The 19,739-nt window shown below is 62.0% G+C and carries 15 protein-coding genes; 6 read left to right on the forward strand and 9 right to left on the reverse strand.

Going from position 1 to position 19,739, the window contains the following annotated elements; genetic code table 11:
* Positions 1-3: 3 nt before the first annotated feature.
* From C7G61_RS02105 to C7G61_RS02120, 4 genes are read right to left on the reverse strand one after another with little or no spacing between them, the layout of a single operon-like run.
* Positions 4-993, reverse strand: a complete 990-nt coding sequence (locus tag C7G61_RS02105) for a 2-hydroxyacid dehydrogenase (protein WP_108512392.1) — start codon at positions 991-993, stop codon at positions 4-6.
* A complete protein-coding gene (locus C7G61_RS02110; RefSeq protein WP_244608123.1) occupies positions 993-1,754 on the reverse strand; it encodes an ABC transporter permease in 762 nt (253 codons plus the stop codon). The genes C7G61_RS02105 and C7G61_RS02110 overlap by 1 nt, the downstream gene beginning before the upstream one ends.
* 23 nt (positions 1,755-1,777) lie before the next feature.
* A complete protein-coding gene (locus tag C7G61_RS02115) occupies positions 1,778-2,590 on the reverse strand; it encodes an ABC transporter ATP-binding protein (RefSeq protein WP_108512394.1) in 813 nt (270 codons plus the stop codon).
* Between the two features lie 6 nt (positions 2,591-2,596).
* On the reverse strand, positions 2,597-3,616 hold the full coding sequence (locus tag C7G61_RS02120) for an ABC transporter substrate-binding protein (protein WP_108512395.1): 1,020 nt from the start codon (positions 3,614-3,616) through the stop codon (positions 2,597-2,599).
* 145 nt (positions 3,617-3,761) lie between these two features.
* Here C7G61_RS02120 and C7G61_RS02125 point away from each other — a divergent pair, with 145 nt between their 5' ends.
* From C7G61_RS02125 to C7G61_RS02135, 3 genes are all read left to right on the forward strand, one after another.
* A complete protein-coding gene (locus C7G61_RS02125) occupies positions 3,762-4,571 on the forward strand; it encodes a creatininase family protein (RefSeq protein ID WP_108512396.1) in 810 nt (269 codons plus the stop codon).
* 152 nt (positions 4,572-4,723) lie between these two features.
* Entirely contained in the window at positions 4,724-4,978 is a 255-nt protein-coding gene (locus C7G61_RS02130) for a hypothetical protein (protein WP_108512397.1), read from the forward strand.
* Between the two features lie 543 nt (positions 4,979-5,521).
* On the forward strand, positions 5,522-7,570 hold the full coding sequence (locus C7G61_RS02135) for a carbohydrate porin (RefSeq protein WP_108512398.1): 2,049 nt from the start codon (positions 5,522-5,524) through the stop codon (positions 7,568-7,570).
* A gap of 108 nt (positions 7,571-7,678) precedes the next feature.
* Here C7G61_RS02135 and C7G61_RS02140 read toward each other — a convergent pair whose 3' ends face one another.
* The 3 genes from C7G61_RS02140 to C7G61_RS02155 form a co-directional block, all read right to left on the reverse strand.
* Positions 7,679-9,310 (reverse strand): FMN-binding glutamate synthase family protein, encoded by a 1,632-nt coding sequence (locus C7G61_RS02140; RefSeq protein WP_108512399.1) that lies wholly within the window; start codon positions 9,308-9,310, stop codon positions 7,679-7,681.
* A 175-nt stretch (positions 9,311-9,485) separates the two neighbouring features.
* Positions 9,486-10,358 carry a patatin-like phospholipase family protein gene (locus C7G61_RS02145; RefSeq protein ID WP_108512400.1) on the reverse strand — a complete coding sequence of 291 codons (873 nt, stop codon included), beginning with the start codon at positions 10,356-10,358 and terminating at the stop codon, positions 9,486-9,488.
* A 206-nt stretch (positions 10,359-10,564) separates the two neighbouring features.
* Entirely contained in the window at positions 10,565-11,338 is a 774-nt protein-coding gene (locus tag C7G61_RS02155) for a ferredoxin--NADP reductase (protein WP_108512401.1), read from the reverse strand.
* Positions 11,339-11,627: 289 nt separating this feature from the next.
* Between C7G61_RS02155 and C7G61_RS02160 the strand changes: the two genes are divergently transcribed.
* The 3 genes from C7G61_RS02160 (at position 11,628) to C7G61_RS02170 (ending at position 15,034) form a co-directional block, all read left to right on the forward strand.
* The gene (locus C7G61_RS02160) at positions 11,628-12,623 is read left to right on the forward strand and encodes a hypothetical protein (RefSeq protein WP_108512402.1); all 996 of its coding nucleotides are present in this window, start codon (positions 11,628-11,630) and stop codon (positions 12,621-12,623) included.
* Positions 12,623-13,939: a bifunctional folylpolyglutamate synthase/dihydrofolate synthase gene (locus C7G61_RS02165; RefSeq protein ID WP_108512403.1), complete on the forward strand. Its 1,317-nt coding sequence runs from the start codon at positions 12,623-12,625 to the stop codon at positions 13,937-13,939. The genes C7G61_RS02160 and C7G61_RS02165 overlap by 1 nt, the downstream gene beginning before the upstream one ends.
* A gap of 93 nt (positions 13,940-14,032) precedes the next feature.
* The gene (locus C7G61_RS02170; protein WP_108512404.1) at positions 14,033-15,034 is read left to right on the forward strand and encodes an NADP-dependent oxidoreductase; all 1,002 of its coding nucleotides are present in this window, start codon (positions 14,033-14,035) and stop codon (positions 15,032-15,034) included.
* Between the two features lie 144 nt (positions 15,035-15,178).
* Here the strand turns inward: C7G61_RS02170 and C7G61_RS02175 are convergent, their stop codons facing one another.
* Together C7G61_RS02175 and C7G61_RS02180 are read right to left on the reverse strand one after the other, a co-directional pair.
* Entirely contained in the window at positions 15,179-18,340 is a 3,162-nt protein-coding gene (locus C7G61_RS02175; protein ID WP_108512405.1) for an efflux RND transporter permease subunit, read from the reverse strand.
* 10 nt (positions 18,341-18,350) lie between these two features.
* Complete coding sequence (locus tag C7G61_RS02180; RefSeq protein ID WP_108512406.1) at positions 18,351-19,553, reverse strand: efflux RND transporter periplasmic adaptor subunit; 1,203 nt, start codon at positions 19,551-19,553, stop codon at positions 18,351-18,353.
* Between the last annotated feature and the right edge of the window lie 186 nt (positions 19,554-19,739).

Consider the following 19,739-nt stretch of genomic DNA (forward strand, 5'->3'; position numbering starts at 1 on the left):
ACATCAGCGTCCCTTCACCGGGGTTTCCGGCACGGGCGTCAACGGCGCCTTGCCGGCAAACCAGTTTTTCAGATTGTCGACGACAAGCTGATCCATGGCGTTGCGCGTTACCACCGAAGCTGAGCCGATATGTGGCAGCAGCACGACATTTTGCATGGCCTTCAGCTCGTCCGGCACGTTCGGCTCGTTGGCGAACACGTCGAGGCCTGCCGCAAGAATGGTGCCGGATTTCAGCGCCGCCACCAGCGCCGGCTCGTCGACGACGGAGCCGCGCGCGACGTTGATCAGGACGCCGCGCGGACCGAGCGCCTTCAACACGTCGGCATTGATCATCTTGGCGGTCGAGGCGCCGCCGGGCACGATCACGATCAGCGTGTCCACCGCCTCCGCCATTTCCATCAGGTCGGGATAGTGCTTGTAGGACACGGCGGAAGACGGGTTGCGCGAATGATAGCAGACCGGCACGAGCGAAGCTTCGAGCCGGCGCCCGATCGCCTGGCCGATGCGGCCCATGCCGACGATGCCGACCTTGCGGTCACGCAGCGAGCCAACGCTCAACGGATAGTTCTGGGTCTGCCACAGCCCGGAGCGCAGGTAGCGGTCGGCCTTGACGAACTCGCGCACGGTCGAGATCAGAAGCCCCATCGCGACGTCGGCGACCTCTTCGGTCAGCACATCGGGCGTGTTGGTGACGACGATATCGTGCTCACGCGCATACGCGGAATCGACATGGTCGTAGCCGACGCCGAAGCTCGCGATGATTTCGAGCTTCGGAAATTGCGACAGCGCCTTCGCATCGGCCGGCACCATGTGATAGGTCACCGCCATGCCGCGGATCTTCGCTATCGTTTCGGGCGTCAACCGCTCGAGGTCGGCGCGGCTCTCCGCCATATGCAGGACGTACTGATCCGAAAAGCCGTTTTCCAGGATCGGCCGGACGGGCCCATAGATCAGGAGATCGACCTTTTCGGACGAAACATTCGCGGCAGCCATCAATTTTCCTTTCCAAGCGCGCTCTCATGCCAGCGCCGTAATACCAGATGCGAAACTAGCGCCAGCAGCCCATAGATGACAATCCCGGCCACCGACAGCAACAGCAACGCCGCGAACATTCGGGGAATGTTGAGGCGATAACCGGATTCGGCGATCCGGAAGGCCAGGCCGGACCCGGCGCCCGCGGTGCCCGCCGCGATTTCGGCGACCACGGCGCCGATCAGCGACAGGCCACCCGCGATCCGCAAGCCGCCGAGGATATACGGCAACGCTGCCGGCAGTTTCAGGTACCGCAGCGTCTGCAGCCGCGACGCGCCGTAGAGCTGAAACAGCCCGGCCAAATTGCGGTCCACCGAATTCAGCCCAAGCGTGGTGTTGGACAGGACCGGAAAGAAACCGACGATCCAGGCGCAGACGATCACTGCCGTTTGCTGCGGCAGATAGATCAGCAATAACGGCGCAATTGCGATGACGGGCGTGACCTGCAGAATCACCGCATAGGGAAACAGCGAATATTCCAGCCATTTCGATTGATTGAACAACAGCGCCAGCGCGACGCCGCCGACGGCCGCAGCGATGAAACCTTCCAGCGTGGTGAGCAGGGTGACGCCGAGCGATTCCGACAGCACCTGCCAGTCGCCGACCAGCGTCCAAAACACGAGATAAGGGCCCGGCAGCACATAAGGCTGGATGTCGTTGACGCGAACCACGAGTTCCCAGAAGCCCAGGCCCGCGGCGAGCACGGCGATGGGCAGCAGCATGCGGCCGATATTCTGGAAGGCGCTCATGCGCTGCGCTGCCCGGAATATGAAGGCGCGAGCGCGCTAGAGACCTCGCGGCAATAGCCGGCATATTGGGCCGAGGTGCGAAACTCCTCCCCGCGCGGCTCCACGGTTTCGATGCGAAACTCGCTGGCAAGGCGGCCCGGCCGCGCCGTCATCACCGTCACCCGCTGCGACAGATAGACCGACTCGAATACCGAATGGGTGACGAAGATGATGGTCTTGTGCAGCTTGCGCCACAGATCAAGCAGATCGTTGTTGAGCCGGAAGCGCGTGATCTCGTCGAGCGCCGCGAACGGCTCGTCCAGCAGCAGAATATCCGGATCGGTGACGAGCGCACGCGCCAGCGAGGCCCGCATCTTCATACCGCCGGACAATTCACGGGGGTATGCATCGGCAAATTCGAGAAGGCCGACCTGCGCCAGCGCGTCCTTGATGCGGCTGTCGGCCTCGGTCGCCGGCGCATGCGAAAGTTTCAGCGGCAGGCGAACGTTTTCACGAACGCTCGCCCACGGCATCAGCGTCGGCTCCTGAAACACGAAGCCGATGGGATGCCGCCCATCCGCCCGGCTGGCGCGATGGGAAACATTCACCGTGCCTGCGCTCGGCGCGCTGAGCCCCGCGATCAGCCGCAGCGCGGTCGATTTTCCGCAGCCGGAAGGCCCCAGCAACGAGACGAATTCGCCTTTTGCGACATCGAGATCGAGCGGCCCGAGCGCGGTCACGCCGTTATCATAGGTCTTGGTGACGGCGCGCAGACGCACGGCAAGGCCGGCCGCATCGATATCCGTCTCGGACAAAGCGGGCTCGGCCATCCCGCGTCAGTTCTTCGGTCGCAGATCGACACCGACGCCCTTGTTGACGAAGCGCAACGTGTAGGCCTGACGGTAATCGATATCGCGGCGAACCACGCCGGCCCGCACCATCTTGTCGAAGAAGTTCGCCACCCGCGCGTCGGTCATGGCGCCGATGCCGTCGCGCAAGGTATCGCCGGAATCGACGATGCCGTATTCCTTCATCTTGGTGACGGAATAGCCGAGCAATTCGTCGGTCATTTCCGGGTTCATCTTCTTGATCATCGCATTCCCGGCCGAATTGTCGCCGTAGAGATAATTGTACCAGCCGATCGCGGAAGCATCGACGAAACGCTGCACCAGGTCCGGCTTCTTGTCGACGATTTCGCGGCGAGTCTCGATCAGGGTCGAATAGGCGTTGAAGCCGTGATCGGCGAGCAGGATCACGCCCGGCTTGAAGCCGGCCGCCTTTTCGACGGCGTAGGGCTCGGAGGTGACATAGCCCTGCATCGCGCTCTGCTTGTTCACTATGAAGGGCTGCGAATTGAAGGTGTAGGGCTTCACCTTGCTTTCGCTGAAGCCGTACTCGGATTTCAGCCACTGGAAGTAGCTGGCGACGCCTTCCTTGGACACGAATAGCGTGAGCGGCTTGAGATCTTCGAGCTTGGTGAATTTGGTTTCCGGGTGGGTCAGGAAAACCTGCGGATCCTTCTGGAAGATGGCAGCGACCGCGACCACCGGTACGTTGTTGGTGACCGCGTCGAACGATTGCAGCGTGTTCGCGGTCATGAAGAAGTCGATTTTACCGGCGGTCAGCAGGATGCGATTGTTGGTGTTGGGGCCTCCCGGCACGATGGTGACGTCGAGGCCGTATTTCTTGTAGGTGCCGTCGGCAACCGCCTGGAAGAAGCCGCCATGCTCGGCCTCCGCCACCCAGTTGGTTCCGAATGACACCTTGTCGAGGGTTTCCGCGCGCGCAGGCATCTCTGCCGCAGCCAGCGCCAGAAGGCCTAGGGTTAACGCTCGCGGCAAAAAGGCAGGGTTCATGGTTGGACTCCGTCGATCGTTCTGGCCCATGATGGGAGGCAATGGACGTGGATCACGTCCCCGGGAGCTATCCAGGATGCGGATAACGTCCCCGGAATATCTAACAAACTACCCCGCAAATTCATCCAAAGAAACGCTTCGCTCGATGGCTTCAACTGTTCCGCCCCACGACTGGACCGAGATCCGCTGGCCCGGCATCGCAAGCGCCGACGCGGCGCGCTGGATCGCGGTGCTGCCGCTGGCGGCGACCGAACAGCACGGCCCGCATTTGCCGCTTGAAACCGACGTCCTGATCGGCGAGGCCTATCTGACGCGGGTGCGCGAACTGTTGCCTGTCGCACTTCCCGTCACCTTTCTGCCACTGCAGCCGGTCGGCATTTCCACCGAACATATCGATTACCCGGGCACGCTGACGCTGCCGACCGACGTCGCGTTGAAGGAATGGATGGCAATCGGTGAAAGTGTCGCGCGATCCGGAATCCGGAAGCTCGTGATCGTGACCAGCCATGGCGGCAACAGCGCGGCGATGTCGCTGGTGGCGCAGGATCTGCGCGCGCATCACGGACTTCTCGTCGTGACCACGAGCTGGTCGCGCTTTGGTGCGCCGGATGGACTGTTTTCCGCGGAAGAAATCCGTCACGGCATTCATGGCGGCGCGGTCGAGACTTCGATCATGCTGGCGCGCTATCCACACACCGTGCGGAAGGAAGCGATCGCCGATTTTCGTCCCGCCAGCATCGCGATGGAGAAAAAATTTCGTTGGCTCTCGGCGCATCGGCCAGTGCCCTTCGCATGGCAGACGCAGGACCTGCATGAAAGCGGCGCGGTCGGCGACGCCACCAAGGCCTCCGCGGAGAAGGGCGAACAACTGCTCGACCATGGCGCGCGCGCGTTCTGCGAATTGCTCGACGACGTCGACAAATTCGATCCGGAATTGTTTCTTCGTAAACCATGAAGCCCGGGATTTATCCCGTAACCATCTGAAATAACGAAGAAATAAACGACGAAACCATATTTCCGACCCTCGCCTCGAACCGCTTTCGAGATGCCTCCGTCCAACTGGGCATGCGGACCACAATGGCCGCTCAACACAGGATGGAGACTTCCATGTCGATCAAGACCAAGTTCGCCGCTCTCGCTCTCGCTACCCTTGCAGTTACCGGCATGGCTTCCACGCAGGCTCAGGCCAAGCCGCTGCACTGGGGTGTCGGCGCCGGCCTCGTTGGCGCAGCTATCGTCGGCACTGCGATCGCCGCTTCAGGCCCCGGCTACTACCACGACGGCTATCGCCGCTGCGGCTGGGTTCGCCAGTTCGACGCTTTCGGCAATTACATCGGCCGCGTCCGGACCTGCGGTTACTGATTTCTGCGGCTGACTTGGTTTCTGTTTGAGAAGCGTTCTCTTCGAGCAACCACTTCGACCCTGAAAACGCTTCTTCTTGTTTGACGCGTTTTCTTCACGCGACCCGGAATACCACTTCGCTCGAAAACGCTTCTGTCGTGGATTTGCGTCCAGCACGGGCGCCTCATCCACCCCCGTGCTGAACCCGACCCGCCCGGTTGTCCCCCCGGGCGGGTCACCTTTTTTTGGGGGATGCAGGCTGGCCGTCAGAGCCCGGCCCGTCGCGATGTGTCAGCGATGTCTCCGAACACCCGTCAGCCGTCTGTCCGAACGGTAGCGGCGATGACGCACCGGGCCAATGTTGCAGCAACGTCACGCAGGCGTGTCATCGAATCATAGTTGCCGGCCCTCTTCTTGCTATTGCGAATTACTCGCAATAGAGATCGGCCGGAATGCGGATAGTTCCGGACCGGTGCTGATCTGGGGAACCGTGGGAATGCGATTGGGGCGACGGGGTTGATGGCTTCATTTGTTGGGTGGCGGCAGGCATTCGAATCTGCAGTGATGGCAGGCAGCGACAGCACGGGTCGCATCAGGAACGTCCAAACTGTGAACCGCAACCGCCGATCCCTCGAACATGCGCTCGCTGGCGTCGCGTTCGGCGCGCTGGCGCTCGGCAGCCAGGCGATGGCAGCCGACATGCCGCTCAAGGCACCGCATCTTCGTCCGGCGTTCGACTGGAGCGGCTTCTATCTCGGCGGCCATGTCGGCTACGGCGGCGGCAGCTTCGGTCCCGGTACCAATCCGCTGCCGCTGCAAGGCGTGTTCTTTCCCCACAGCATCACGGGTCTGATCGGCGGCTATCAGGCGGGTTACAATTTTCAGCTCCCGAACAAGCTGGTGTTGGGCGCCGAGGCCGATGTTTCGTTCCTGAGCACGCTTGATCGTCCAAGGCTTGCGCCGGCCCCTTTCAACACCAGCTTCGACTACATTGCCACGGTCCGGGGACGCGTCGGATACGCATTCGGAACGCTGCTGCCCTATGTGACCGGCGGCGTCGCCTGGGCCCGAACCCGCGTCGACGTCAATGATGTCGACGGCAGCGTGTTATCCGAGCGGGGGCACGCACCTCCTGGCTGGACCGCAGGTATTGGCGTCGAATATGCCGCCGATGCCAAATGGAGTGCAAAACTCGAATACGGCTACATCGATCTGGGCGCCCGAACCCACGGGCTTGCGGACGTACCGTTGCCGGACGTCGCAGTCGACCCGAAGATCCACACCGTCAAGCTCGGATTGAACTACAAGATCTGGGACGGGCCGGCTTCGGCGACGGCGGGCGATTACGCCATCAAGCCACTCACCCCACCCGTATACAGGGACTGGAACGTCCATGCCCAGACGACCCTCATATCGCAGGGCTATCCGAGCTTCCGCTCGCCGTATCAAGGTACCAACAGCTTGCCCGGCGCCGGACGCGTGCGAGAGACCTGGACGGTCGGAGCCTTCCTCGGATGGCGGTTGTGGGATGGCGGAGAGTTCTATTTTGGTCCGGAGCTTGCACAAGGTTTTGGAATCGGCGGCACATTAGGCTTGGCAGGGTTTTCAAACGGCGAAGCGCAAAAAGGCGGCGCCGAATATCCGAGATTCCGCGCACAGCGCTATTTCTTCCGGCAGACTTTCGGGCTGGGAGGCGAACAGGAAGAGGTGGCCGATGCGGCCAATCAGTTGCCGGGCAAACGCGACATCAACCGGGTTACAGTAACGGTCGGGCGATTTGCCGTCGGCGATTTCTTTGACGGCAATTCCTACGCGAAGGATCCGCGCGTCGATTTCATGAACTGGTCAATGTGGGCGTCGGCGGCCTATGACTTTCCGGCCGACCTTCCCGGATTTACCCGCGGCGCCGTGGTCGAACTCAATCGCAAGGATTGGGCCGTGCGCGCGGGCCTGTTTCAGGTGCCCTCTGCTCCCAACAGCGATGTCCTCACCTTCAAGACCGGCGGAGCTGTTGTCGAATTCGAGGAACGTCATGCCGTGTTCGACCAGCCCGGCAAACTGCGGCTCGGCATCTTCGCCAATCGCGGCAATACCGGCAACTACCGCAACGCGCTGGCGATCAGCGCCGCAGACCCGGCGCTCGATATCAACAACGTCATGACAGACATCCAGCGCCAAAATTTCAAATACGGAATTTACGTCAATGCCGAACAACAGCTCATGAAGGATGTCGGCCTGTTCGCCCGTGCGAGCTGGAACGACGGCCGGAACCAAATCCTGTCCTTTACCGACATCGACCGCAGCGTCGCGGCAGGCCTTTCGGTCAAGGGCAGCTATTGGGGACGGCCGAGCGATACATTCGGTTTGGGCGGTGCAATCAACGGACTTTCCGGCGCGCACCGCGATTTCCTGGCGGCCGGCGGCCTCGGCCTGTTGATCGGCGACGGCCGTCTCAACTACAGCAACGAACGAATCTTCGAGACCTACTACGCCTACGCGATCGACAAGAACTTCACCCTCACCGCCGATTACCAGTTGATCACCAACCCCGCCTATAACGCCGACCGCGGCCCGGTCCACGTGTTCTCCGGCCGCTTCCACGGCGAGTTTTAGCGGCGACGTAGCCCGGATGGAGCGCAGCGCAATCCGGGTAAGCCTGTCCGCAGGCGAGATGGGTTCCCGGATTTCGCTTCGGGCTACGCAGGTCGCGTTAGCGCCACCTCACCCCACCGGCTGGAAAGAATTCGCGCGCGCCATCGCCCAGGCGTCGCGGAAGCGCGGATCGTTGGTGCCTTCGATCAATTCGCCCGGCCGCAGCGACGGATAGAGTTTCGCGAATGACAATGTGTCGTTCGTGGAGGATCGCTGCGTGAAGTGGATCGGCCGTAGTTGCTGCGGATGTTCGAGGCCGGCTGCGGCGATAAGCTCGGACAGGGCGTGCAGGGTGGCGTGATGATAGCTGTAGACCCGCTCGATCTTGAGCGGCACCACCAGCGCGCGGGCGCGGAGCGGATCCTGGGTGCTCACGCCCGTCGGGCATCGATCGGTATGGCAGCTCAGCGACTGGATGCAGCCGAGAGCGAACATGAACCCGCGCGCAGAATTGCACCAGTCGGCGCCGATCGCCATCGCGCGCGCCATGTCGAAGGCGGTCGCGATCTTGCCAGCGGCGCCGATCTTGACGCGGTCGCGCGCATTGATGCCGATCAGTGCATTATGGACGAAATTGACGCCCTCCCGCATCGGCATGCCCAGATGGTCCATGAATTCCAGCGGCGCAGCGCCGGTGCCGCCTTCATTGCCGTCGACGACGATGAAATCAGGATATATCCCGGTCTGCAGCATCGCCTTGCAGATTGCCAGGAATTCCCAGGGATGACCGACGCACAGCTTGAACCCGGCGGGCTTGCCGCCGGATAATCGTCGCATCTCGCCGATGAAGGCCATCATTTCCAGCGGCGTCGAGAACGCGCTGTGCGTGGCCGGCGAAATGCAATCCTCGCCCATGGCGACACCGCGAATTTTGGAGATCTCTTCAGAGACTTTGGCCGCCGGAAGGACCCCGCCATGTCCGGGCTTGGCGCCCTGGCTGACCTTCAGTTCGACCATCTTGATCTGATCGTCGCTGGCGACGCGGGCAAATTCCTCCGGGTTGAACGAGCCGTCGCGGTTACGGCAGCCGAAATAACCCGAGCCGATTTCCCAGATGATGTCACCGCCATGTTCGCGGTGATAAGGACTGACGCCGCCCTCGCCGGTGTCATGCGCAAAGCTGCCCTTCTTCGCACCCGCATTCAGCGCCCGCACGGCGTGGGGGCTGAGCGCTCCAAAACTCATCGCGGAGATGTTGAAGACCGAGGCCGAGTATGGCTTGGTGCAATCCGGACCACCGATGGTGACGCGAAATTGCTCGACGGTACGAGCTTTCGGCGCCATCGAATGGTGCATCCATTCATAACCGTCGCGGTAGACGTCCTCCTGGGTGCCGAACGGCCGCTTGTCGAGCACCATCTTGGCGCGCTGATAGACCAAGGCGCGGGTGTCGCGGGAAAACGGCATACCGTCCTTCTCGCTCTCGAAGAAGTACTGCCGTATCTCCGGCCGAATTTCCTCGAGCAAGAAGCGGATATGGGCTGAGATCGGATAGTTGCGCAAAACCGCGTGGTTCTTTTGCAGGAGATCGCGAATGCCGAGCAGTGTGAGGGCGCCGAAAATCACGATCGGCAGCAGCAGCAGCTCCCAAACCTTGAGATTTTGGTCGAAAATCCCGATCCCGATCAGCAATGCCGTGACGACGGCGCAGATCGTCAGAATGATGTAGCGTGGCGAGAACGGAAGCAGCAGCGTGTCCATGGAACCCCTCAGCCGGATTGCGTCGCCAAGGCTAGCTTAGTCCAACCGCCGGAACGAGCGCTACACGATATACGGGGCGATGCTCACGGAAGTGACGTCGGCTCAAAAAAATAGTTGGCGGCTTTAATAAACCTGTCGCTTTTGCAGTGCAGCGTAATGGCCCGGCACCCGCCGTTCAGTGGCTGTGCAACCGCATCTCGTGCGGGATCTTGCCCTGCTGCAGGCCGTGCTGGGCCAGCCAGGCGTCGGTGGAGAGAATGGCGCGGTCGATATGATCGGCGGTTCGCGAAAAATCGTAGGGCGAGCCCACCAGCGGGCAGAGCGGCGGCACCACGAAATACTCGATATCGGGCGCAAGCATTTCAAGCTCGGTGACCAGTTGCCGCGCGATCAGGAGCGTGAGCGCGTGCAGCGCGTTGGCGACCGCCCCGACCGGCGGCGCCTGGTTCGCGCAGGCGTGCCCGGTCGGCAGAATGATCAGGCGCCTGGCGCCCTTCATCACGGCGACCTGTATCGGCGTGTTGCTGGAGATCGCGCCGTCGGCGAGATAATGATCCTTGTAGCGGATCGGCGAGAACGCGCCGGGAATCGCGGTGGACGCAACGATCGCCTCCGCCGTGGAGCCCTCCGACAACACCACGCTGTCGCCGGAGACGATGTCGGTGGTGACGATATGCACCGGCAACTTCGCCTCTTCCAGATTGCGATAGGGGATGTGATCCTCGATCAGCTTGCGGATGCCGTCATGAGGAATCAGAAAATCGCGGCGCCACAGAAAACTCAGCACCGTCCGCCAGCTCATCGGAAAGACGTCGTGCCGCGTCAAGCCGCGCCAGATCGCGGCGAGCCGCTGCACGCCATCAAGCGTCGGATCGCCGGCATAGAATGCTCCGTTCAGGGCGCCAACGCTGCAGCCGACCACCATATCAGCGGCGACGCCGTGCGCGGCAAGCGAATGCAGCATGCCGACCTGAATGGCCCCGAAGCTGCCGCCACCCGCAAACACGAAGGCGGTCTTTGCCGGACCGATCTCGTCGCGTACCGACACGCATAGACTCCCTCACCGCCGCGTCGGCAACAAGCCGTGCGCCGTTGAGGTGGTTATAGCAGTGGGGGAACGGGGTAGGCTACACAGGCCCGCCGTCATTCCGGGGCGATGCGAAGCATCGAACCCGGAATCTCGAGATTCCCCGGTGTGCTATTGCACACCTGAGGTCTGGTCCTTCGGACCATCCCGGAATGACGGTAAACTCATCAACGCTCGACGAACGCCTTCTCGATCACGAAATGACCGGGCGTGTTGTGGCTGCCTTCGAGGAAGCCGCCGGACTCGAACATCTGCTTCAACTCGTCCAGCATCCCCGGGCTGCCGCACATCATGACGCGATCGGTCTCGATATTGAGCGGCGCCTGGTGGATGTCGTTGAACAACTGCTCCGACGAGATCAGGTCGGTGATGCGGCCGCGGTTGCGGAACGGCTCGCGGGTCACCGTCGGGTAATACAGCAGCTTCTCCGACAACAGCGGTCCGAACAGCTCATCCTCGCGCAGCTTGGCGACGAGTTCCTCGCCATAGGCGAGTTCGGAAACCTGGCGGCAGCCGTGAACGAGCACGATGGTCTCGAAGCGCTCATAGACGTCGGGATCCTTGATCAGGCTCGCGAACGGCGCGAGACCGGTGCCGGTCGACAGCAGCAGCAAACGCTTGCCCGGAATCAAATTGTCGGTGATCAGCGTGCCAGTCGCCTTGCGGCCGACCAGTATCTCGTCGCCCGCGCGGATCTTCTGCAGCTTCGAGGTCAGCGGCCCGTCCGCGACCTTGATGGAGAAGAATTCGAGCTCTTCCTCGTGATTGGCGCTCGCCATGCTGTAGGCACGCAAAAGCGGCCGGCCCTCGACCTCGAGGCCGATCATCGCAAACTGGCCGTTCTGGAAGCGGAAACCGGAATCACGGGTGGCCCGGAAGCTGAAAAGCGTATCGGTCCAGTGGCGAACAGAAAGAACCTTCTCTCTATAGAATGCGCTCATGGGTTTTCGTTTTTCCTGACGTCTCGATGTAGAACGTTTCGGTCTTCGGGCCTCGAGGTGCCAGAAATCAACGAAATTACTGGCGATTTGGCGCTTCATTTGCGCACAGCAGATACATAGTCAATATGACCTACAGCACAATCGAGAACTCGGAATGGCTGTCGGTCTAATTTGCAAAAAGGTTCGATTGGCTTCGTTAACGCTTTCTCGCGCAATTAACTTGCTGAATTCGGCACCGATCTGGCAATAAATGACCACGTCAAATTAAGAACGTTTCAAAAGAGATCGCATGCGGAGCCCAACTGAGTTTCGAAAGGGAAAACCGGGCTTCTATCCGGACCAGGCGGTCTATGCCGAATTTGCCTGCGCTGAATTTGGGCTCCATTTTCGCGACCTCGACGGCGGGTCGGGGTTGATCTTCAGCGTCGCCTCGCGCGACGGGCTGCTTCATTTCGGCGCCGGCCGATGCTCCTGGTATCCGCAGAACAGCGCGACCGCCTCGACGCTGGCGTCCGACAAACATTTTACGAGCCGGATCTTACGCGAAGCCGGCGTCCCGGCGCTTGGCGGCGAATATTTCTTCCTGCACGAGCGCTATCGCGCGCAGCGCCCGGCGGGACATGAGCGCAGCGATGCGCTTGCCCATTTCGAGGCATTGGGCGGATCGGCTTTCGTCAAGCCCCTGACGGGATCGCGCGGCGATTTCGCGCAAGCCATTCACGGCGACGCGGCGTTCATTCGCTATCTCGACGAGGTGACGAAATATTACGACGCCGTGCTGATCCAGCCGATCGTCGAGGGAAGCGAGTATCGCGTTTTCCTGCTCGACCACGACGCGCTCTATTGCGCGCGAAAATATCCGCCCTTCATATCCGGCGACGGCGTGCACAGCTTCCGTGAACTGCTCGCCGCCCATAACGACGCCTTGCGCGCTCGCGGCCTGTCACCGGCTTCGATGCCGGAAGATCCATCGCTCGATGCCGTGCCAGTGAAGGGCGAACGGCGGGACATTCCCGGTCGGATGAATCTAAGCGCGGGGGGCACGATGGTCATGGCGGACCCGCCATCCGCCCAGGCCGTGATCCTGGCGCGGCGCGCGGCCAACGCGCTGGGGCTTCGCGTCGCTGCGGTCGACATGTTCGTCGATATCGGCGGCAAGCCGGATGCGATCGATATCATCGAGGTCAATTCCAACCCGTCGATCCGGCTCTTGGAAGATTCCAATCGCGGCGACCTGATCCTGAAGGTCTGGCATCACACCTTCTCCGCCACGGGATTGCTGTAGTGTTCGACCTGCCGAAATACGGCGACGGCATCTGCCTCGCGCGCATGGCCGGATTGCTGGAAGCGCTCGGAATCGATCGCCTGCGGCTGCAGCGCATCTCGGTGGTGGTGACCGGCTCGAACGGCAAGGGCAGCACGGCGGCGATGTGTGCGGGCATCGGCCGCGCCTACGGCCTGCGCACCGGCCTCTTCACCTCGCCGCATCTCTTCCGTTTCAACGAACGGATTCAGGTCGATGGCGTCGAGATCGACGACGACGCGCTCGCTCGCCTGAAGCGGCGGGTCGAAGCCGTCATCGCCATTGTCTCGAACAACATGGGCGAGCAGTTCGGCGCGTTCGAAGCGCTGTTCGCGCTCGCCTGCCTGCACTTTCAAGAGAGCGGCTGCGACTTCGCGGTGTTCGAGGCCGGCATCGGCGGACGCTACGATCCGGTCCGCCTCGTCGGCGCGCACGAGACTTGCGTCACTTCGGTCGACTACGAGCATGTCGAGCTGCTCGGCAATTCGCTTGAACTGATCGTATCGGACAAGAGCGACGCCTGCGCTGCCGGTGGCACGATCGTCTATGGCGAGAACTGCCGGGACCTGCGGCCGCACCTCGTCGCGTATAATCGCGGAGCCGGCCGCACCTCGCTGTTCGTTCGCGATGAAATCGGCATCGATAACGAGGCCGTAGCGACCTCAAGGCAGCATTTCGATTTCCAGTTCGGATATCATGATTTTCGCCGCCTCGAAGTGAACCTGCCCGGCGCGTTTCAGTTCAACAACGCGGCCATCGCCGTCACGCTCTTTCTCGTGTGGCTGCAACGCGAGCATCCGCGCAAGGCGCCCGACCGAATCGAGACCGCGATACGCGCCGGCCTGCGCGATGTGCACTGGCCCGGCCGCCTCGAGGTCATCAGTCAGAACCCGCTCATCGTGATCGATGTCGGCCACACCCCGGACGGCATCCGTCAATCGCTGGCAAGTCTCCTGGCGATCCACGGCGCCGATGGCTGGATTCTCGTCACCGGCGCGTCGCGTGACAAGAGGGCGGACGAGATCACCGGCGCGCTGGCACCGTCCTTCGATACGATCATCTGCACGGCAGCGCATCACAAGGGAGCCGACGTACGGGCGATCGCGGCCGCCGCACAGCACGCCAATCCCAACGCGGCGGTTCATACCGCCGCGTCGATTGAGGAGGCCGTGCGGCTCTCGCAGAAGATGACGGAAGCGCAAAGGCGAAGAGTTTATGTGGCGGGTGGGCTATTCCTCGCGATCGAATATGCCACCATCACGAAAGGCGGCCGCGCGGAGGATTTGGAGTTTTTCTGAACGTGGCGCACAATCCATGCAGGTGAACGGCTGCTCCGCGGTGCATGCATCCGGGGCGCCCAAAATACAACGACATCGAGGGGAGAGAACATCATGAGCGATACGATCAATCGCCAGATCCTGCTGGTCGAGAAGCCGTCCGGCAAGCTCGGGCCCGAGCATTTCAAGATGGTCAAGGGCGCAGTGCCCGAGCCGAAGGACGGCGAGGCGCTGGTGCGGACACGCTATATCTCGCTCGACGCCGCCAACCGGGCGTGGATGCACGGCGCGACCTATCGCGCCGCCGTCGAGGCCAACACCGTGATGGCAGGCGGCAGCATCGCCGAAGTCGTCTCGTCGAAAGCGCCCAGACTGACAGCGGGCGACATCGTATTCGGCGACACCGGCTGGCAGGATTACGCCGCCGTACCAGCAAAACATCTCACCAAGATGCCTGACATGGAACCGATGACGCATCTGCTCAGCGTGTACGGCATCGCTGGCCTCACCGCCTATTTCGGCCTGCTGCATGTCGGCAATCCGAAGGCCGGCGAGACCGTCGTGGTGTCGGCCGCGGCCGGCTCGGTCGGATCAATCGTCGGACAGATCGCGAAGATCAAGGGCTGCAACGTCATCGGCATCGCCGGCGGCAAGGACAAATGCCACTGGCTCACCTCCGAGCTCGGCTTCGATGCCGCGGTCGATTACAAGGACGGCGCCACCTTCAAGGCGCTACGGGCCGCCGCCCCCAAGGGCATCGACGTCTATTTCGACAATGTCGGGGGCGACATTCTCGAAGCCTGCCTTTCGCTGATGAACAACCGCGGCCGCATCGCCTGCTGCGGCGCGATCTCGCAATATGACGGCGTGCCGTCGGCCCATGGCCCCCGCGGCGTGCCCGGCCTGATCGTGGTGAAGCGCCTTATCATGCAAGGCTTCATCGTGATGGACTACATGGACCAGAGCGCTGCGGCGCTGGCCGACCTGCAGTCCTGGGTCGCCTCAGGAAAATTGAAGGTGCAGGAAGATGTGATCGATGGAATCGAGAACACGCCGAAGGCGCTGATCGGCCTGCTCGCCGGCGAGAACCGCGGCAAGCGGATGGTGAAGGTGTAGGGCGAAGTCCGTAGCGATTCGTAGGGTGGGCAAAGGCGCAACGCGCCGTGCCAACCCTTTCTTGCCGTGCTGGAGATGGTGGGCACGCTTCCACCTTCGCTCGTTGAGCTACGGCGGAGAGGTCGCTTTGCCCCACTCTACGATCTAGTGCGTCGCAGCAGGCGCCGTCTGCGCGCCCGTCTTCTTCAGCTTGCGCTCCTTCAGCCAGTTCTCGAACCGCTGGATCACGACAAAGAATGTCGGCACAAATAGCACGGCCAGACAGGTCGAGGCCAGCATGCCCGAGGCCGCCGTGATGCCAATCGACTTCCGGGCGTTGGCGCCGGCGCCGGTTGCAAGCACCAGCGGGATCATGCCGAAGATGAAAGCAAACGACGTCATCAGGATCGGCCGGAACCGGGCTCGCGCCGCCTCGATGGCGGATTCCAGCAACGGCTTGCGATCGCGCACGTGCAGCTCCAGCGCCACCTCGACGATCAGGATGGCGTTCTTGGCCGACAGCGCGATCAACAGGATGATGCCGATCTGGGTATAGAGGTTGTTCTCGATCCTCAAGCCGGTCAGCACGATCATGGGGCCGAGCAAGGACAGCGGCACGGCGAGAATAACCGAGATCGGCGCGTACCAGCTTTCATATTGTCCGGCCAGCACGAGGTAGACCAGCAGCAGGCCCAGGCCGAACGCCCAGTAGATCTGGCCGCCGACGACCTTCTCCTGATACGACATCGCCGTCCACTCGAAGCCCGTGCCGGGCGGCAGGGTCTTCGCGGCGATCTGCTCCATCAGATTCATCGACTGACCTGAGCTGTAACCCGTCGCCGGCAGGCCAATGATGGTTGCGGAAGGATACAGATTGTACAGGCTGATCAGCGACGGACCGACCGCCGGCGTAATCTTTGCCACGGTGCCGAGCGGAATCATGTCGCCATTGCTGTTACGCACCATCATGTTCTGCATATCACGCGGCGTCAGGCGGAATTGCGCGTCCGCCTGCGCATAGACCTGGAAGGTACGACCGAACTTGTTGAACTGGTTGACGAAGGTCGAACCCATGTAAGTGGACAACGTCGAAAAGATCTGGTCGGTCGTGACATGCAGCGTCTGGGTCTTGATTCGGTCCACCTCGATGTCGAATTGCGGCACCATCGAGCGAAACGGCGAACTGACCCGCTGCAGCGCGCTCTGTGACGACGCATTGGCGACGATCGCGCCGGTGATCGCCTGCAACTTGCTGAAGTCGGAATTGCCGTCGCGGAGCTGGACCTGCATCGCAAAGCCGGCGGCGTTACCGATACCCTGGATCGGCGGCGGCGGGACCACCAGGATCCGCGCCTCCTCGATCACGGACAGTTTTTCGTTCAATCCGACGAACAGCGACCGCAGATCCTCACCTGGCCCTCGCGCGCTCCACTCTTTCAGGATCAAATAGGCGACGCCGGCATTGGCGAGGCTGGAAGAATTGTCGAGCGCGGAGATGCCGGAAATGGCGATCACCTGATCGACGCCCGGGGCCTTGCCGGCTATCTCGCTGACCTGGGTAAGCACACGCTGGGTACGCTCAAGCGCCGCACCATCAGGCAATTGCACGGCGACCAGGAGATAGCCCTGGTCCTCGATCGGAATGAAGCCGGTCGGCACCCGCGACAGGCCGTAACCGCCGATGGCAATCAGGATCAGCGCGCAGATGACGGAAACATTGCTGTGTGCGACCAGGCGGCCGATCAACCGGCTATAGGCGGCCTCGACACGGTTATAGACTGCGTTGAAGCCGCGGTAGAAAAAGTTGCGCTGCTCCGGCGGCACCGGCCGGCGCAGCCACAACGCGCACTGCGTCGGCTTCAGCGTCGCCGCGTTGATGGCGCTGAGCAGCGCGGTTGCGGCAATCACCAGCGCGAACTGCGCATACATCTGCCCGGTCAATCCCGGCAGAAACGCCGAGGGCAGGAACACCGAGATCAGCACCAGCGTGATGCCGATGATCGGCGCGAACAGCGCGTCCATCGCGCTGATCGCGGCGTCATGGCCGGACATGCCCTTCTCGATATTGTGGGCTGCGCCTTCGACCACGACGATGGCGTCATCCACCACGATGCCGATCGCGAGCACGATTGCAAACAGGGTCGAGATATTGACGGTGAAGCCGAGCGCCGCCATCGCAGCAAAGGCGCCGATGATCGTCACCGGCACCGTGGTCGCGGGCACCAGCATCGCGCGCCAGTCCTGCAGGAAGATCAGGATCACGACGAGGACGAGCAAACCCGCCTCGATCAGCGTCTTGTAGACCTCATTGATCGATTCCGAGACGAATTTGGTGGTGTCGAACGGCGTATCGTAGGTCACGTCCTGCGGAAACGCCTTCGCCAGCACCTGCATCTTCTTCTCGACGGCCTGCTGGACCTCGAGCGCGTTGGCGCCGGGCGACTGGAATACGCCGATGCCGGTGGCCGGCTTGTTGTTGAGCGAGAACGCCTGGCTGTAGGTCTGGGCGCCGAGCTCGACCCAGCCGACATCGCGCACGCGCGTGACGTCGCCGCTGGTGCCGGTCTTGACGATCACATTCTCGAACTCGCTGGTGTCAGCGAGCCGTCCACTGACGTTCAGCGTATACTGGAACGCCTGCCCTGCGGGCGCTGGCGGTGACCCGACCTGGCCCGCGGTCACCTGCTGGCTCTGCTGCTGGATTGCCGAAATGACATCCTGCGGCATCAGCCCGCGCGCATACAGCTTGTTCGGATCGAGCCAGACCCGCATCGAGTACTGGCCGGCCCCGAACACGGTGACGTTGCCGACGCCGGGCAAACGCGAAAGCTCATCGCGGATATTGATGGTGGCGTAGTTGCTCAGGAACAGGCTGTCATAGGTCGCTTTCGGCGACGTCAGCGTCACGAACAGCAGGATCGCCGTCGATCTCTTCTGCACGGTGACGCCCTGGTTCTGCACCGACTGCGGCAGCTGCGCCAGCGCGCTCGACACCCGGTTCTGCACCAACACCTGCGCGAAGTTGAGGTCGGTGCCGATCTTGAAAGTGACCGTCAGCGTATAGGTGCCGTCGGCACCGCTGTAGGACTGCATGTAGAGCATGTCCTCGACGCCGTTGACCTGCTGCTCGATCGGCAGCGCCACCGTATCGATCACGGTTTTCGCGCTGGCGCCGGGATAGCGGGTGGTGACCTGCACCGTCGGCGGCACGACCTCAGGATACTGCGCGACGGCCAGCCGGAACAGGCAGACGCCGCCGATCAGGATCATCAGGATCGCGATGACGTTGGAAAGAACGGGCCGCTCGATAAAAAATTTCGAAATCATGGCCCGGCTCCTACTTGGCCGCTATTGGCTGTGCTTCGATCTTTTTCAGTTGCGGATCGACCTTCTGGCCGGGAATCGCGCGCAACAGCCCGGCGGTGACGACGCGGTCGTCGGCCTTCAGGCCTTCTTCGATGACACGCAGCTCGCCTTCCAGCGGCCCGACCCGCACCTTGCGCTGTTCGACGATATTTTCGCCGTTCACGACCAGCAGGTAGCGTCCGGACTGATCACTGCCGAGGGCGACATCCGGCACGAACAGCGCATTCTGCACCTGGTCAACGGGTACGCGGACCCGGACGAAGAATCCCGGCAGCAGGGCACGGTCCGAATTGGGCAGCACGCCGCGCACCGGAAGCGTACCGGTCGACTGGTTGAGCGTCGTGGCGGCATAGTCGAGCTTGCCCTGGTGCGGAAAGCCGGTTTCGGTCTGCAACCCGACTTCCACCGGTATCTGCCTGAGATCGTCCTGTGTCATCCCGCGCCGGCGGGCTTCCTCCCGGATCCTCAGCACGTCCTGTTCGTTAACGTTGAAATTCACCCAGATCGGGTCGAGCGCCACGATGGTGGCGAGCTGCGTCGGCGACGAGACGCCGACGAGTTCGCCGACGGCGACGAGATGCGCGCTGACGACACCGTCAAACGGCGCAGTCACATTGGTATAACCGTAATTGACCGCCGCGATCTTGGTATTGACCTGGGCCTGCAGCAGGCTCGCTTGCGCGTTGTCGCGCGTTGACGTTGAAGTATCCAGCGTCGCCTGGGAAACGGCTTGCCGCTGCACCAATTCCTGCTGGCGCTTGAAGTCCGCCTCGGCCTGCCTCACCGTTGCCTGCGCGCCGGTTTCCGCGGCCTGCGCCTGTTCGAGCTTCAGCTTGTAGGTTTCAGGCTCGATCGTGAACAGGGACGTGCCTTCTTTCACAAAGGCGCCGTCCTGGTAATTGATCGATTGCAGAAAGCCCTGCACCCGCGCGACCAGATCGACATTCTTGATCGCAGCCGTATTGCCGGTCGCTTCCAGATAACGCGTGAAGGACCGCTGCACCGGCACTGCGACATCGACCTTCGGCGGCGGCGGCGGGACAAAAGTATTTTGTTCGCAGGCACTTAAGATGCCGAACGCGGCAATGGCGAGCGCCGCGCGCAGGACCGAAGCGGCTCCTTGTCCGATGGTGCGGTGCAGACTCGGGCGTGCAGGCGAACGCGTGGACTTCATTTTTCGTGCCTCAATTGGGTTGTTCAGAAAAATGTCTATTCAGAAATCGGCGTTCGGCGCCACCCCATGAAAATAGCAACAATCCGCTTGCAGTGAAACCGGAAAGCGAAAATGATGCCGGCCGTTAGAATTTTTACGACGAAATTTTACTGCGGTTGAAGCGGCGGCTTCCTGCGACGACAAAAG

It is taken from the genome of Bradyrhizobium algeriense (assembly GCF_003062295.1).
GTDB lineage: Bacteria > Pseudomonadota > Alphaproteobacteria > Rhizobiales > Xanthobacteraceae > Bradyrhizobium > Bradyrhizobium algeriense.

Coding starts and splice junctions, on each gene's coding strand:
- C7G61_RS02160 (WP_108512402.1), top strand. CDS start 11,628: ATGCGGAGCCCAACTGAGTTTCGAAAGGGAAAACCGGGCTTCTATCCG.
- C7G61_RS02180 (WP_108512406.1), bottom strand. CDS start 19,553: ATGAAGTCCACGCGTTCGCCTGCACGCCCGAGTCTGCACCGCACCATC.
- C7G61_RS02155 (WP_108512401.1), bottom strand. CDS start 11,338: ATGAGCGCATTCTATAGAGAGAAGGTTCTTTCTGTTCGCCACTGGACC.
- C7G61_RS02125 (WP_108512396.1), top strand. CDS start 3,762: ATGGCTTCAACTGTTCCGCCCCACGACTGGACCGAGATCCGCTGGCCC.
- C7G61_RS02115 (WP_108512394.1), bottom strand. CDS start 2,590: ATGGCCGAGCCCGCTTTGTCCGAGACGGATATCGATGCGGCCGGCCTT.
- C7G61_RS02130 (WP_108512397.1), top strand. CDS start 4,724: ATGTCGATCAAGACCAAGTTCGCCGCTCTCGCTCTCGCTACCCTTGCA.
- C7G61_RS02120 (WP_108512395.1), bottom strand. CDS start 3,616: ATGAACCCTGCCTTTTTGCCGCGAGCGTTAACCCTAGGCCTTCTGGCG.
- C7G61_RS02110 (WP_244608123.1), bottom strand. CDS start 1,754: ATGCTGCTGCCCATCGCCGTGCTCGCCGCGGGCCTGGGCTTCTGGGAA.
- C7G61_RS02175 (WP_108512405.1), bottom strand. CDS start 18,340: ATGATTTCGAAATTTTTTATCGAGCGGCCCGTTCTTTCCAACGTCATC.
- C7G61_RS02170 (WP_108512404.1), top strand. CDS start 14,033: ATGAGCGATACGATCAATCGCCAGATCCTGCTGGTCGAGAAGCCGTCC.
- C7G61_RS02135 (WP_108512398.1), top strand. CDS start 5,522: ATGGCAGGCAGCGACAGCACGGGTCGCATCAGGAACGTCCAAACTGTG.
- C7G61_RS02105 (WP_108512392.1), bottom strand. CDS start 993: ATGGCTGCCGCGAATGTTTCGTCCGAAAAGGTCGATCTCCTGATCTAT.
- C7G61_RS02140 (WP_108512399.1), bottom strand. CDS start 9,310: ATGGACACGCTGCTGCTTCCGTTCTCGCCACGCTACATCATTCTGACG.